Genomic DNA, 15,417 nt, shown 5'->3' on the forward strand with positions numbered 1-15,417 from the left:
TTCTGGAGGCTAAATTAAATAGTTGGGGGAGTAAAATCTTCCCCCAACTATTTTTCGTGACAATAAAAATCACTTCTCTAATCTATATTCTTTAAGAAGCTGTTTTTGAAAATCAGGATCGCTTATGGAACGTTTCAGATCATCGAAACGATTATCGGTGAGCAGACATTGATTAAGCTTGTTGATCTGTTCTTTTCCGTGTTGTTCGGCATAGTGAATTGAGCTATTCCAATCACGAATGGCTTTCTCACGGTTAAGTGCTAGAATACGAAGTTTTTCATCACTGCTTACAGTAGTAAGACGTTCGTAGGCAGCATGTAAAGTAGTGTTGTTTTCTGCCAATTTTTGCTGCACCTCCTTGTTTTTAGTAGCCAGAAATAGAATCCATTGGTCTTTGCCAGAAAGGGCGTGGATAAAATTTGTAGGATCAGAAGTTTTTGTTCGAGTTAACTCAGAAACACCTTTGAATAGTTCCAAAAAAGAAACCTCAAGATAGTTTGGGTATTCTGAGTTTGTTTTTTTATCTTTTAAGATAAAGCTTCGGAAATATTCACTATCGTTATAAAGATTAAAGCATAAAAGATTTAATCCGATTGCTGGACGAAGTTGTGTATAATCATCCCCTTTTTGAAGTTGGTCTACACATAAGCGACAGACATAGTACAGAGCACGAGGCTCAATATTGTGCTGATCAATCACTTGAATTTCAACGTCGATACTGGTATGATCCTGCAATTGAACTCTGATATCAAGTATGCTTAATTTGTCATCTATGTATTCTGGATTTAATTCAGGATTGAGAAGTGTAATTTGATCTGGAGAAGTGATATTCATATCAAGAATATCATTTAGAAAACCCATTAAAATAGGTTTGCTTTCTTCTTGACCAAGCACTTCTTTAAAGACAACATCAGAAGTTAACGGAAGTAGAGTATCTGGCTCAATACTTGAGCTGAAAAATGTGTTCATTAAAAAGATCTCCTTCGATAAAATAATTCGCATCTTTGTGGCTTTGCTTATGTATCTTTTTATTTTCAGATTGCCTCTTTTTCGTATTTTTCGTTTTGTTGTTTTATCCTATGCAAATATAACCAAACCTCCTATAAATATTATAGCAACCAGATAGGGAAAAAACAAGAAAAAAATAAAATTTAAGAAGCTTTCCTTATTGTCCCCATATTGCATATGTGATACAATATCATCATCAGTTGAGAAGATTCACTGTAAGTGATTGCGAATTTCCTACAAAAAAGTATAAGACATTTGCCGGGGTGAGAAAATATGAAAGTAGTAACATTCAATATCCGCTGTGATTACGGTCAGGACGGACTTAATGAATTTGCAAACCGAAAGGAATTGATTTTAAGAAAAATCAATCAGGAAAAGCCAGATATTATAGGATTTCAAGAGGTGCTTCCGCATGTTGCTAAGTGGCTTAAGGAAAATCTGAATGAGTATTATGTGATTGGTTGCGGACGCGGAGCAAATCTTCGTGATGAGCAGATGAGCATTGCATATCACAGGGACAGAATTAATTTGATCAGTATGGAAACCTGGTGGCTGTCTCAGACACCAGATGTGCCTGGATCACGCTATGAAGAGCAGAGTAGTTGTCCTCGCACAGCAACAGAGGCAGTATTTGAAGATATTAAGAGCGGTAAGGTATTTCGATTTATTAATACGCATCTTGATCATATTGGTGCACAGGCAAGAGAGAAAGGGTTGACTCAGATTTTGAATCAGCTAAAACAGGAACGTTTCTGGAAGGATATTCCTGTAATTTTGTGTGGTGATTTTAATGCAGAACCAAATGCACCAGAGATGGAAATTATTAGCAGGGATTCATCGTTTAACAATTTGACAAAGGATATAGGAATCACGTTTCACGGATATTATAAAAACGATCCAAATGATCCGCCATGCAGTATAGATTACATTGTTTTAAAGGGAGACTGGCAGTGTGAAACAGTATATAAATGGACAGATGAAGAAAATGGAATATACCTGTCGGATCACTATCCAGTATGCGCTGTAATTAAGCCATAATGAACAGAAAAAAGAGTTGCATTTTGTCAAAATCCCCCTTATACTAAATGTGTTCTCTTATATGTAGAACGGAATAGTTACTGACTTGGAAGGAAAAGGAATGGGACAAAATGCATCAGGAATGTATATAGTTGATGATAACTATAAAATTGTTGGCTTCAATACAGTTGCCGAACACATGTATCCACGGATAAAAAAGGAAGAAAAGTGCTATAGGTGCCTAATGAATCAAGAGGTGCCATGTGCGATGTGTCCGATTTATAATAAGATAGAGGGGCCAAAAACATATATAGATCCTGTGAGTGGACATTATGAGACTGTAGATGCGGTAGATATGGATTTGCCAGATGGCACGCATGGACATGCAGTTATATTTGGATTTACCGCAGAGAATGGACAAAAGGCAGTTAATGAACCGCTTCCAGCTAATAAGGAAGGTCTGGGACTGACCAGCATAATTAATGCACTTGGAAGCGATTATAGAAGTATTTACTCAGTAGACAGAAAAACGCAGCAAGTCAGTATGTATTTGGAAAGTAAGAATGCAGATGAGATGACACGTATGAATGATACAATTTATACATCTGCAATCACGTCTTATGTTAAAGAAAATGTGTTGCCACAGGATCAGTATAAGCTTGAGTTTGCAATAAATTTTGAATCACTTTGCGCACACTTAAAGCGTGTGCCTCAATTTATGGTTCATTATCGCAGTGTAAAAAAAGAAACAGGAGAAATTCATTATAACTATATAAAATGTGCAAGGGTAGGATCTGCCGATTCATTTGAGACGATTGTTCTTGCATTTGCAAATGAAGATGCAGATATTAAGCGCAGCCAGCTACAGGAGATTGTTTCGCCTGGCAGCAGTTTAGCAAAACGCCGCATTTTAATTGTAGAGGATGATGAATTAAATCGTGAGATTTTGAAAGACTTGCTGTGTGATCAATATGATGTGCTATGTGCTGAGGATGGCGCAGTTGGCTTAAAGCTGCTAGAAGAACATTATGCTGAACTGTCAGTTGTGCTTCTTGATATGTTTATGCCTGTTTGTGACGGTTTTCAGTTTTTGAAAGAGGCAAAGCAAAATCCGATACTGGCATTAGTTCCGATTATTGTCATGACAGGAAGCGAAAGACAGGAAGATGAAGCAAGGTGTCTGGAGCTAGGAGCATCAGACTTTGTTCCGAAGCCATATAATCAGCGAGTTGTTAAGGCAAGAATAAATAGTGTAATTAAATTAAGGGAATCTGCTGCGGCACTTAGTGCAATTGAGTATGATGATTTGACTGGTCTGTACACAAAGTCCGCGTTTTACTACCATGCAGGTATTTTAATGAGATATAAGCCTGATCAGTCATATGTGGTAGTTATAGCAGATGTAAAGAACTTTAAATTGATAAACAACATTTATGGTATACGTGTTGGTGATGATATTTTGAGATATCTTGCCAAAATAATGAGCAAAGCCTTGACAGATGGTTTAGCTGCCCGCTACAGTGACGATCAGTTTGTTATGTTTACATCTATTCCTAAAAACGATTTTGAAAAGTATTTGGAAAATGCAGTAAGGTATATTTCAGAAAATGCACCAATCACCAATTTACTTGTAAAGTACGGTGTATATAAGGATGTAGATAAAAGTATCTCAATTTCAGAAATCTGTGACAGAGCAATTATGGCAATGAAGAGCATTCAATTAAATTATGAAAAGAACATTGCGTATTACGATGATCAGCTTGGTCAGCAGCATATAAGAGAAGTTATGATGGAAAATGATTTTGAAAATGCGCTGCGAAATGAAGAATTTGAAGTATGGTTTCAGCCAAAATATAATGTACAGACAGAAAAGATTGCAGGTGCAGAAGCGCTTATTCGCTGGCGCAAGCAAGATGGCAGCATGGTATCGCCGGGAGCATTTATTCCGCTTTTTGAGCGAGATGGACTTATTACAAGACTTGATGAGTATGTGTTTAAGAAGGTATGCCAGATACAAAAAGAAAGACTGACGCAGGGAAAACCATTTTTCCCAATTTCAATAAATCTGTCGCGTGCAAGCTTGCATCATGAGGGGTTAGTTGAAAATTATACACGTATTGTAAAGGAAAATAATATTCCATTTGATTGTGTTCCTATTGAGCTGACAGAGTCTGCTGCAATGTACAGTATTCAGATCAAAGCTCTTGTGGATATGCTTGTTGCTTCTGGCTTTAAGCTTCACATGGACGATTTTGGTACTGGATTTTCATCATTGACTAGCTTGAATGTTTTACCGTTTGATGTGATTAAGCTTGATAAAAGTCTGATTGACTACATTGGAAATGAAAGCGGTGATCAGATTATTCAGCATGTTATTGCGTTAGCGCATGGATTAAATATGAAAGTTGTCGCAGAAGGTGTTGAAAAGAAAGAGCAGGCAGCATTTTTGCAAAATATGAATTGTGATCAGATTCAGGGATATTACTACTCAAGTCCAAAATCATATGAAGTGTTTGATAAAATGATATGATACCAGAGTCAAAAGCTCCAAAAGCCGTTCGTGGATATCAGTTGGGGGCAAAATACCTTTTGACCCAATAAAAATAAGCTGTGGAAAAATGAGAAATCATTTTTCACAGCTTATTTTTTAAGCTTCGCCAAGATTGCGAAGTGGCTTATATTTTTTAATTAAGAAGTTTACGATCAGATAGAAGATAATCATTGATACAGGAAGAATCATAAATCCAAGATGATAGCCCATCTGATCAATGATCTTTCCAAACAGCAGATTAAAAGCAATATCAAATATTGTTGCAATACTGATAATAGTTCCTGTTGCGGTAGAGGCAATGGAAGATGGATAATACTGCTGTACAAACAAAAGAAGGGTTGGATAAAGGATAGATACAAACAGGCCGGAAATACCAACTAGCATAAGTGTAGGCTTTCCGCAGAAAATACCAACTGCATACAAAACAGTACCGATTCCACCAAAGATCTGAATGCTTCGTGAAGGTCCCCATTTCTGGACGAGAGGAGCCATAACAAGACGGCCGATCATCATGGTACCAGAGAACATAGATAAGTAGATGGATGCCTGATTAGAATCCATGCCAAACTGATCCTTACAATAAAGAAGAAGCCAGTTCAATACACCGTGCTCACCAATGAAATAGAAGCCAAACACAAGAACAAGAAGCCAAAGAATAGGGCTGTTCATCTGAACCTTTGCTTTAGAAGCAGAATCAAAATTATTTTTTGCATCAGTTGTTTCGGACTTTAAAACAACAGCCTTTTTGCTAGCAAACAAAAAGAGAATAAGACCGATCAGGCCAAGACTAAACAGTAAAAGGTTCGTCTTTTGCCACCAGGGAAAGCCAGTCGCAACCTGTCCTAGAATCATCTGGCTGCCTGTTGTTCCAATACCCTGAACAAAAAACAGTGTATTGACAATAAGACCAGGAGCGGCGAAGTACATAGGAACAAAAAGATTAATCATTGTGTTCATTAATGTGGATGCACCCATAGTAAAGAGCATGGTGATAAGCAATACATAGTAGTTATCTGTTGTCACATAGACAAGCAGTGCAGCCATCCAGATAAGTAAAATGCCCATCATAACTTTTTTCTTTTCGAAGCGGTCAGCAAGACGTGTACCAGCCCAAAGGAAAATCAAATTTCCGGCATAGCTCATGACAATAATCATTGAAATCTGCACGGATGAAAGAGTAAAGTGATCTTTAAAAATAGGTGAGAATACACCACGCAGGGCATCATTTGCACCGAGACCGGCCATGACAATGCCGAAGGACAGATACATTAGAATCAGTCCAATTTTCTTTTTATCTTTCATGAAAAACTCCATTCCGCCGCAAAACGGCCAATTCTTTAAGGCACGGATTGAAACGCAAAAAATGCGTCCATTCAGAGCACTGAGAGCAATTATATCATGAAATTTTCGGTCGGGCAATAAAATAAAAAAGGTTTTTTCAAAAATTGACAAAAAAATTTTAAGATTTATTAAGATTTAGCTTGACAAGAGAGCATTTGAGAACTAGAATAGCTACAGTCGTTCTTGTATAAAACACGCATATATACATACTCAATGTATAACAGCATGGAGAAATCTGTAGAAATGAAAATCTTCAGACAGAAAATGCACGAGAGCAGGAACGCAGAAAGAGGTAGGATTATGAAGAAAACATATGCAAAGTTAATGACAGCAGTTATGGCAGCAGCATCCATTTTGCCAGCAGTACCGACAGCAGCAGATGAAACCGCTGAAAGCACACTGAATGTTGCAGTGGGTGCTCAGTTTACCACATTCGATCCAGCATTAAATACCGAGACTGCAAACAACTATGTATTGAATCACTTATATGCGGGAATGTTCCGCAAGGATGCAGATGGAAAAGTTCATAATGAACTGTGCGAAAGCTATGAGGTTTCAGATGATGGTCTGACCTACACATTCCACATTTCTCCAGATGCAAAGTGGAGTGATGGACAGCAGGTTACGGCAAATGATTTCGTATACTCCTATCTGAGAGCTCTTTCTTATGGTGCAGACAATGCTTGGGCAATCAATGATTTTGTAAACTTCATTGAGGGTGCAGAGGAGTACAGCACCGCTGCTCAGGAAGAGGGTGAATCATTTGACTGTACAACAGCAGATCACAGCTTGGTTGGAATTGAAGCAGCTGATGATCAGACACTTGTGTTAAAGTTAAAGACACCGTGTGCATATCTGACTGGTCTGATGTGTGCAAACGCATGGCTGCCAGTTCGTGAGGATTTTGCCGTACAGCATGATTCTTTGTGGGCCTTTGAGGGAGACTATCCGACAACAGGACCGTATACGCTGACAGAGTGCAACGAGACTGAGAAGGCTGTTGTTGACAAGAATGAAAATTATTTAAATGCAGATGATGTGACAATGGATGAGATCACCTTCCTTTGCATGGCAGATAAGGATGCACAGGCACTTGCTTATCAGACTGGTGAGATTGATGTAGCTCTTGGAATTTCCACTGATACTGCATTAAATTATGAGGGAACAGATGAACTGTGGATGGTACCGAAGTCTTCAAACTACTATCTTGCAATCAACTCAGCAGAGACTGGACCTGAATGGGCAAAGAATGTAGATGTGCGCCGTGCACTAGCGCTTGCAATTGACAAGGAATCTCTGGTAGATGTTCTTGGCGGTGACAGCTTCTATCCAGTATTAAATGGATTCGTTCCAGAGGGCGTTGCAGGTGACACTGATACCTTCCGTGCAGAGGGTGATGCAGACGGCTACACATTGACATATGATCCAGATCAGGCAAAGGAGCTTCTTGCAGGAGCTGGCTATGATGAGAGCAATCCGCTTCATATTACTTATAAGTATTCAAACAATGGAATCCACGGTGATGTGGCAACTATGTTGCAGCAGATGTGGGAGGCTGTTGGCGTAGAAGTTGATTTTGAGTGTGTTGAGTCAGGTGTTTATTATGATCAGCTTGATCAGGGTGATTTTGAGATCTGCCGTTATGGATACTCTGCAGAGGACAGTCCGATTCAGTTTTTGGAGATGTGGACAACTGGTATGCAGGTAGTTCCAGCAGTTAATGATGAGAAGTTTGATCAGATGATCGAAGATGCGCGTCAGATTTCAGATCGTTCTGAATATATGAAGGCACTTCATGAGGCAGAGGATTATCTTGTTGAAGAGAATGTATATGTCATTCCACTGTTCAACTTTAATGATCCGGCATTAGTTCAGACATATGTAGAAGGTCAGACCATGAATGGAATTTATCCATATTTTGCGTATACAACAGTTACAGAATAATGTAGCTTAGAAACGTGAAAACTCCAGTGAAGGGGGATGAACGCAATGGCGCCATCCCCCTTTGCATATGAAAAATATTAAGAGAAAAGAAGGAAAAAAATGAATCAATTAAAACCTATTTTAATAGAAGATTTTAATGAAATAAAAAGTCCATCCAGTTTAAAGTATAGCCCTGATGAGAAGACACTTGCATTTACGATTGTACAGCCAGATAAAGAAAATAATAAGTATAGTAAAAATCTTTGGATCATGGAAGAAAATAAGGAAGCAGTTCAGCTGACATCATCTGGCAAAGATGGTGATTTTATCTGGGAAGATGAGCAGACAATTTTATTTGTATCAGAGCGCAGCGAAAAAAAGGATGATTTGGAAGAGAAAACGACGTTTTACCGCATCAATATTCATGGCGGAGAGGCAAAGCAGGCGTTTTCTGTTTCAAGGTCTGTATCCTTTTTCAAGAAGCTTTCAGATGGCCTATATTGTATGGGAATCGAAGAAAATAGAAATTCACTTCCACTAGACGCTGATGAGAAGCTAAGAAAAGAAGAAAAAGATTATCATGTAATTGATGAGGTTCCTGTATGGGGCAATGGACGCGGCTTTATCGCAGGTGTGCGTACCTGCCTTTATCTATATGAAGAAAAAACAGGTACATTAAAAAAGCTTACAGCAAAAAATTTTGACACGGCTTCTGTCTGTGTGTCAGATGAAGCACTTTTGATCCTTGGCAAAGAGTGGGAAAATTTGATTGATCAGACAGATTCAGTGCTTCTTTATGACATAAAAGAAAAGAAGCTTACAACACTTGTGGAGCAGAAAAATCTGATGATATCAAGCGCTGTTTTTGCAGATGGAAAGATTGTGATTACGGCAACTGATGGAAAGCCATATGGAGAAGGTCAATATCATGATATTTATGAGTATGATGAAACGCTGAAAAAGCCTGTAAAGAAGGTACAGGTGGACTGTCTGCTTGGTGTAGATATTATGACAGACTGCCAGTACAGTCATGGTGAGAGTCTTGTTGTGGCAAAGGATGGTACAATCTATGCAATTGCACAGCATGGATATAAGGATGGCATTATTTCTTATAAGAGAGAGGCAGATGGTTCATATGAAGAAAATGAAGCATGTGCATGGAATGGTCTTGTCTGTGAGATAGCATCAGGAAAAGGAAAGCTTTCATTTGCTGCTATGAAGGCAAATGGCTTCTGCGAGATTTATGAGTATAAAGATGGTACTGTTACAAAGAAAACATCATTTAATGACGCATATACAGAGACTCACTTCATTTCAAAGGCAAAGCATATGCCATTCGTAAACAAGGATGGTGTGACAATTGATGGCTGGGTACTTGAGCCAAAGGATTACGATCCGTCAAAGAGTTATCCGGGAGTGTTAGAGATTCACGGTGGCCCAAGATGCACATATGGAGAAGTATTTTTCCATGAGATGCAGGTGTGGGCATCAAAGGGCTGGTTTGTCTTTTTCTGTAATCCGAGAGGATCCGAAGGGTATGGCGAAGCGTTTGCTGATTTAAGAGGCAAATATGGAACAATTGATTATGAGGATCTGATGGAATTTACTGATCATGTACTGGCTGCATATCCACAGATAGATATTGCAAAAATTGGCGCAGCAGGAGGCTCCTACGGCGGATTTATGTGTAACTGGATTGAAGGTCACACAGATCGTTTTGCAGCGATTGCGTCTCAGCGCTCTGTATCAAACTGGGTATCTGATTTTGGATGCAGTGAAATTGGCGTAACATTTGATCAGAATGAGATTTTGGCAACACCGTGGAATGGTATGGAAAAAATGTGGGATTGTTCACCGCTTAAATATGCCTGCAATGCAAAGACACCAATTTTGTTTATTCATTCAATGAATGATTACAACTGTACGCTGGATCAGGGCATTCAGATGTTTACAGCTGTTAAATTTTATGGTGTGCCGGCGAGAATGTGTCTGTTTGAAGGCGAGAATCATGGACTTTCCAGAAATGGAAAACCGCTTCACAGAATGCGCCGTTTAAAAGAAATGACAGATTGGTTTGAAAAATATCTGACAAAAGAAAGGAAAAACTGATGGCAAAATATTTTGGAAAACGACTGGTAATCGGTTTAATCACACTATTTGCCCTTGCGACAATCACATTTTTTCTGATGCATGCCATTCCGGGTTCTCCATTTGCCGGAGAAACTAGCAAGCTTCCGGCAAATGTAAAGGAAAAGTTAGTTGAGCAGTATGGTCTTGATAAGCCTGTTACAGAGCAGTATGTACGCTATCTGCAAAATGCAGTAAAGGGTGATTTTGGAACATCATTAAACAGAAAAGGAAAGGCTGTATCTGACATTATTATGGCAGGTATTCCATACACAGCAAGTCTTGGTCTGGCTGCTTTTTGCATTGCACTCGCTATTGGAATTTTACTAGGAACAATTTCCGCTTTTTCAAAGCATCAGTGGGTAAATAATACAGTTGCTTTTATAGCAACAATTGGTGTCAGTGTGCCAAGCTTTTTGCTGGCGCTGCTTATGATGATTCTTTTCGGAGTGGTGCTTCATTGTCTTCCAATCGTAGGTTTGGGCACATGGCGTCATTATATTATGCCGGCAACAGCACTGGCGCTTTCTCCAATTGCGATGATTTCTCGTCTTACAAAAACGAGTTTGACTGAGGTTATGAAGCAGGATTACATGGTGCTTGCAAAAAGTAAGGGAACAGGACAAGTTATGGTTATCATTCGCCATGCGCTTAAAAATGCGCTTGTTCCAGTTGTCACATATGCCGGTCCACTTCTTGCAACACTGTTAACTGGTTCATTTGTTGTAGAAACATTGTTTTCTGTTCCTGGAATCGGTGCAGAATTTGTAACAAGCGTAAGCAACCGTGATTACACAATGATTATGGCATTGACAATTTTCTATGGCGCATTTATCATTATCTGTAATATCGTTACCGACTTGATTACTGCGCTTATGGACCCGAGAATCCGCTTGAAGTAAGTTTACAGAAGGGAGAATTGAATTACTTATGGAAAAAATATTCTGTCAGGATATTGAAGATTCTGAGTTTGCGCGTCTTGATGATAGTGAAAAAGACTCCGAATTTGTGGCAGTGGAGAGCAAAACTTATTTTCAGGATGCCTGGGGTCGCTTTAAGAAAAATAAGCTGGCGTTAGTCAGCCTTGTTTTTATGGCAGTAGTCATTTTGTTTGCCATTTTTGCACCAATGTTTTCGCCATATACATATGATGGTCAGGATTTGACTTGCAGAAATGCACTTCCAAATGCGGCACACTGGTTTGGAACTGATAAATTTGGCCGCGATATTTTTGTACGTATTATGTACGGTGCAAGAATTTCATTGTCAGTTGGTTTTGCAGCGGCATTATTAAATCTTGTGATTGGTGTTGCTTATGGTGCCGTTTGTGGTTATTTTGGCGGCAAGGTCGATATGATATTGATGCGTCTTGTTGATATTATTTATTCTGTTCCGACGCTTTTATATGTTATTTTAATTATGCTGATTTTTGGTTCTAATATATTCTCCATGCTGCTTGCTATTGGAATAAGCAGTTGGGTTGGTATGGCGCGTCTTGTAAGAGGACAGATTTTGACATTGAAGGAGCAGGAGTATGCATTGGCTGCTTATGTAATCGGTGCAAGCAAGAAGCGTATTATGTTTAAGCATCTGATTGTAAATTGTATGGGACCGATTATTGTCAATACGACACTGATGGTGCCAAATGCTATTTTCACGGAAGCATTCCTTGCATTTGTCGGTATTGGAATCAGCATTCCGCAGGCAAGCTGGGGAACAATGGCAAATGATGCGCGTTCTCTGATTCAGAGTCAGCCTATTCAGATCATCTGGCCAGTTCTTGCAATTTGTCTGACAATGCTTAGTCTGAATTTTATCGGCGATGGTTTAAGCGAAGCGCTTGATCCCAAGAAGAAGTAAGGGGGAATCATGGAAGAGAAGAAAACAATATTGGATGTAAAACATCTTAGGGTAGATTTTACTACTGATCAAGGAACAGTGCAGGCTGTTCGTGATGTAAGCTTTTCTGTAAAAGAGGGCGAGATTCTAGGCATTGTCGGTGAGTCAGGATCAGGAAAATCAGTTACGATGTATTCAGTTATGGGCCTTCTGGCACAAAATGGCTCTATAAATGAAGGCGAAATTGTGTTTAATGGTGAGTCAATTGCAAGAAAGGATTTTCCTGATAATCGTTCCTATGAGAAAAAAATGCGTGAGATTCGCGGAAATACAATGGCAATGATTTTTCAGGATCCTATGACATTTTTAAATCCAGTGTTAACTATTGGAAAGCAGATTCGTGAGACTCTTTTGAATCACAATCCGAAAATGACAAAGAAAGAAGCAAATGAACGTGCAATTGAGCTGATGCGTCAGGTCGGTATTCCAGCTCCAGAAAAGCGTATAAATCAGTATCCGTTTGAATTTTCGGGCGGTATGAGACAGCGTATCGTGATTGCAATTGCACTGGCAAATAAGCCAAAGCTTATTATTGCCGATGAGCCAACGACTGCGCTTGATGTTACGATTCAGGCACAGGTGCTTGAACTGATTCAGGAAATGAGCAGACAGACAGGAGCAGCTGTCATCATGATCACGCATGATCTTGGTGTAGTTGCCAGCCTTTGCGATCGTATAAATATCATGTATGGCGGACGACTGGCAGAAACGGGAACTGATCGTGAGATTTTTTACGAGCCAAATCACCCGTACACCAAGGGATTGTTAAATTGTATCAATAATCCAGAGGATGATGACAAGGAGCTTACGCCAATTCCAGGTTCACCGCCGGATTTATTAAAGCCGCCGGCAGGATGTCCGTTTGTGGATCGCTGCAGTGAGGCTATGAAGATTTGCAAGACAAAAATGCCAGTGGAGACAATTTTTAGTGACACACATAGAAGTGCCTGCTGGTTAAATGAAAAAAAGAACAGGGAGGAGGAGCAGCATGGAAGTACAAAATGAGATAAAAAATAATGCAGATGATACGCGTGATGTGATCGTCTCTGTCCAGCACTTAAAGACATATTTTAATGCAGGAAAAACCTGGGGCAAAAAGCAGGTTGTAAAGGCTGTTGACGATGTGTCGTTTCAGATCCATAAGGGTGAGACATATGGTCTTGTAGGTGAATCAGGCTGTGGAAAGTCTACTCTTGGAAGAACTATTGTAAAAATCAATGAACCGACAGATGGAAAAATTCTTGTAAATGGAGAAGATATCACATATCTTTCTGGACAGAAGCTAAAGAAATTTAGAAAGAATATTCAGCTGATTTTTCAGGATCCGTATGCATCATTAAATCCACGAATGACAGTAGGTGAGATCATTCGTGAGCCTATGGTAATTCATCATATTTACCAGACGAGAAAAGAACAGGATGATCGTGTGACAGAGCTGTTAAAAATTGTTGGTTTAAAACCAGATCATGTGCGCCGTTATCCCCATGAATTTTCCGGTGGACAGCGACAGCGTATTTCAATAGCAAGAACCTTGGCACTTAATCCAGAATTTATCGTTTGTGATGAGCCAATTTCTGCACTTGATGTTTCTATTCAGGCGCAGATCATCAATCTGTTAAAGAATATCCAAAAAGAGCTTGGCATTGCGTATCTTTTTATTGCGCATGATTTAAGCATGGTAAAGCATATCTCAGATCGCATTGGTGTTATGTATCTTGGTCATCTTGTTGAAGAGGGCGACAGTAAGGAATTATATGCAAATCCAATGCATCCATATACAAAAGCATTGTTAAGCGCTGTTCCTATTCCAGACCCGCTTGTTGGAAAATCAAGAAAGCGTATTATGCTTGAAGGAGAACTGCCAAGCCCTATTAATCCGCCAAGTGGCTGTCCATTTCGCACGCGCTGTCCGTATGCGAATGAGAAGTGTGCAAATGAGATGCCGAAGATGAAGGAGATTAATGGACGCAAGGTGGCATGCCACATGGTGGGATAATTGCGAAAGCTTTTGACCCTAGTATCATTATATATAAGGAGTAAGAATATGCAGATTCCATATGAAGAAGAGCTGTGTGCGCTTGCGGATGCGGTATGGGAGACTCCGGAACCAGGTTTTCGCGAGTATAAAAGCAGCGCAGCACATGTTGAATTTTTAAAGAAGCATGGTTTTGAAGTAAAGACAGATGTTGCAAAGACTGGAACTGGCTATGAAGCAAGCTGGGGAAGCGGTCACCCTGTAATTGCCTTTTTAGGAGAATTTGATGCACTTTATGGCATGAACCAGAAGGCAGACTGCCCGTCATATCATCCAGAAGATCCAGACGGTATGGGACAAGGCTGCGGTCATCATATGCTTGGTGTGGGTGCAATTGCAGCAGGAATGGCTTACCGTGAAATGTTAAAGGAAAACGGCGGCAGCGGAACAGTAAAGATTTTTGGCTGCCCAGGTGAAGAGAGCGGTTCGGGAAAGGCTTATATGGCGCGTGACGGTGTGTTTGATGACTGTGATATCGCATTGACATGGCATCCGGCTAATTTCCACATGGTATGCACTGGAAGCAGCCAGAGCTGCATTCAGGCATGTTTCCATTTTCATGGCGTATCTTCTCATGCAGCAGGTGCACCACATCTTGGAAGAAGTGCACTCGATGCAGTCGAGCTGATGGATGTGGGTGTAAACTATATGCGTGAGCATATGGAGGACAGTGACCGCGTTCACTATGCAATTACTAATACTGGAGGAAAGTCTCCGAATGTCGTACAGGCAGAGGCAGAGGTGCGCTATCTTATTCGTTCTGCAACAAATCCAAAGTGTAAGAAGCTTTATGAGCGTGTGGTTCGTATAGCACAGGGCGCAGCACTGATGACTGATACAAAACTTGAAGTGTTGTTTGACGAGGGCTTAAGCAATACTGTTCCAAACTTTGCACTTGAGGATGTTATTGCAAAGGCATTTCAGACTGTTGGAGTTCCAACTTATACAGCAGAGGAGCGTGCATATGCAAAGCAGTTTAAGGACAGCTTTTCAGTTGAGGATCAGCTGAGTGATATTCCATTTGGAATTGCTGATATTATGAAGCTTCGCGAAAATATTAAAAATTCCGAGATCTGTGATTATGTGGTTGAAACCATCCATACCGATCATTGTGAGATGGGAAGTACTGATGTAGGTGATGTCAGCTGGGTTATTCCAACGGCTACAGTCAATACAGCATGCTATAGCTATGGTGCAGGTGCGCACAGCTGGCAGTGGACAGCACAGGGTAAGTCAGCTATTGCTCACAAGGGAATGATTTTTGCTGCAAAAGTTATGGCAGAAAGTGCTAAGACACTTTTAGAGCATCCAGAAGAGATCAAAAAGGCGTGGGATGAGTTTGATAAACGTCTTGACGGTGAAAAGTATGAGTGTTTGATTCCGAAGGAAATTGAACCGCATGTGATAGATTGACATACTCCCACGGTTAAAACCGTGGGATTCCTTAACTAGTTCCGGCAGCATCATTCAGTCTTATAGACTGAATTATAGCCACTGTGTTCAGGATTTATGCTGA

The 15,417-nt window shown here is 40.0% G+C and carries 11 protein-coding genes; 9 read left to right on the forward strand and 2 right to left on the reverse strand.

What is annotated here, in order from left to right:
• Positions 1 to 69 precede the first annotated feature (69 nt).
• Positions 70 to 969, reverse strand: coding sequence for an Rpn family recombination-promoting nuclease/putative transposase (locus LKD48_RS03165; protein ID WP_308731166.1), 900 nt, complete (start codon positions 967 to 969; stop codon positions 70 to 72).
• 312 nt (positions 970 to 1,281) lie between these two features.
• On the opposite strand from LKD48_RS03165, the gene LKD48_RS03170 reads away from it, so the two are divergent.
• Together LKD48_RS03170 and LKD48_RS03175 are read left to right on the forward strand one after the other, a co-directional pair.
• The gene (locus LKD48_RS03170; RefSeq protein WP_308731167.1) at positions 1,282 to 2,046 is read left to right on the forward strand and encodes an endonuclease/exonuclease/phosphatase family protein; all 765 of its coding nucleotides are present in this window, start codon (positions 1,282 to 1,284) and stop codon (positions 2,044 to 2,046) included.
• A gap of 100 nt (positions 2,047 to 2,146) precedes the next feature.
• Positions 2,147 to 4,555 carry a putative bifunctional diguanylate cyclase/phosphodiesterase gene (locus LKD48_RS03175; protein WP_308731168.1) on the forward strand — a complete coding sequence of 803 codons (2,409 nt, stop codon included), beginning with the start codon at positions 2,147 to 2,149 and terminating at the stop codon, positions 4,553 to 4,555.
• 117 nt (positions 4,556 to 4,672) lie between these two features.
• On the opposite strand, the gene LKD48_RS03180 is transcribed toward LKD48_RS03175, so the two are convergent.
• A complete protein-coding gene (locus LKD48_RS03180) occupies positions 4,673 to 5,878 on the reverse strand; it encodes an MFS transporter (protein WP_308731169.1) in 1,206 nt (401 codons plus the stop codon).
• 339 nt (positions 5,879 to 6,217) lie between these two features.
• Between LKD48_RS03180 and LKD48_RS03185 the strand changes: the two genes are divergently transcribed.
• From LKD48_RS03185 to LKD48_RS03215, 7 genes are all read left to right on the forward strand, one after another.
• Positions 6,218 to 7,861, forward strand: a complete 1,644-nt coding sequence (locus LKD48_RS03185; protein WP_308731170.1) for a peptide ABC transporter substrate-binding protein — start codon at positions 6,218 to 6,220, stop codon at positions 7,859 to 7,861.
• Between the two features lie 99 nt (positions 7,862 to 7,960).
• Positions 7,961 to 9,949 (forward strand): S9 family peptidase, encoded by a 1,989-nt coding sequence (locus LKD48_RS03190; protein WP_308731171.1) that lies wholly within the window; start codon positions 7,961 to 7,963, stop codon positions 9,947 to 9,949.
• Entirely contained in the window at positions 9,949 to 10,869 is a 921-nt protein-coding gene (locus tag LKD48_RS03195; RefSeq protein ID WP_308731172.1) for an ABC transporter permease, read from the forward strand. Before LKD48_RS03190 ends, LKD48_RS03195 begins: the two co-directional genes overlap by 1 nt.
• 28 nt (positions 10,870 to 10,897) lie before the next feature.
• On the forward strand, positions 10,898 to 11,827 hold the full coding sequence (locus LKD48_RS03200; protein ID WP_308731173.1) for an ABC transporter permease: 930 nt from the start codon (positions 10,898 to 10,900) through the stop codon (positions 11,825 to 11,827).
• A 9-nt stretch (positions 11,828 to 11,836) separates the two neighbouring features.
• Positions 11,837 to 12,871, forward strand: coding sequence for an ABC transporter ATP-binding protein (locus LKD48_RS03205; protein ID WP_308731174.1), 1,035 nt, complete (start codon positions 11,837 to 11,839; stop codon positions 12,869 to 12,871).
• Positions 12,855 to 13,862, forward strand: a complete 1,008-nt coding sequence (locus LKD48_RS03210) for an ABC transporter ATP-binding protein (protein WP_118615275.1) — start codon at positions 12,855 to 12,857, stop codon at positions 13,860 to 13,862. The genes LKD48_RS03205 and LKD48_RS03210 overlap by 17 nt, the downstream gene beginning before the upstream one ends.
• A gap of 48 nt (positions 13,863 to 13,910) precedes the next feature.
• A complete protein-coding gene (locus LKD48_RS03215; protein WP_308731175.1) occupies positions 13,911 to 15,314 on the forward strand; it encodes an amidohydrolase in 1,404 nt (467 codons plus the stop codon).
• Positions 15,315 to 15,417: the final 103 nt, after the last annotated feature.

This window comes from Anthropogastromicrobium aceti, assembly GCF_020687335.1.
GTDB classification, from domain to species: Bacteria; Bacillota; Clostridia; order Lachnospirales; family Lachnospiraceae; genus Anthropogastromicrobium; species Anthropogastromicrobium aceti.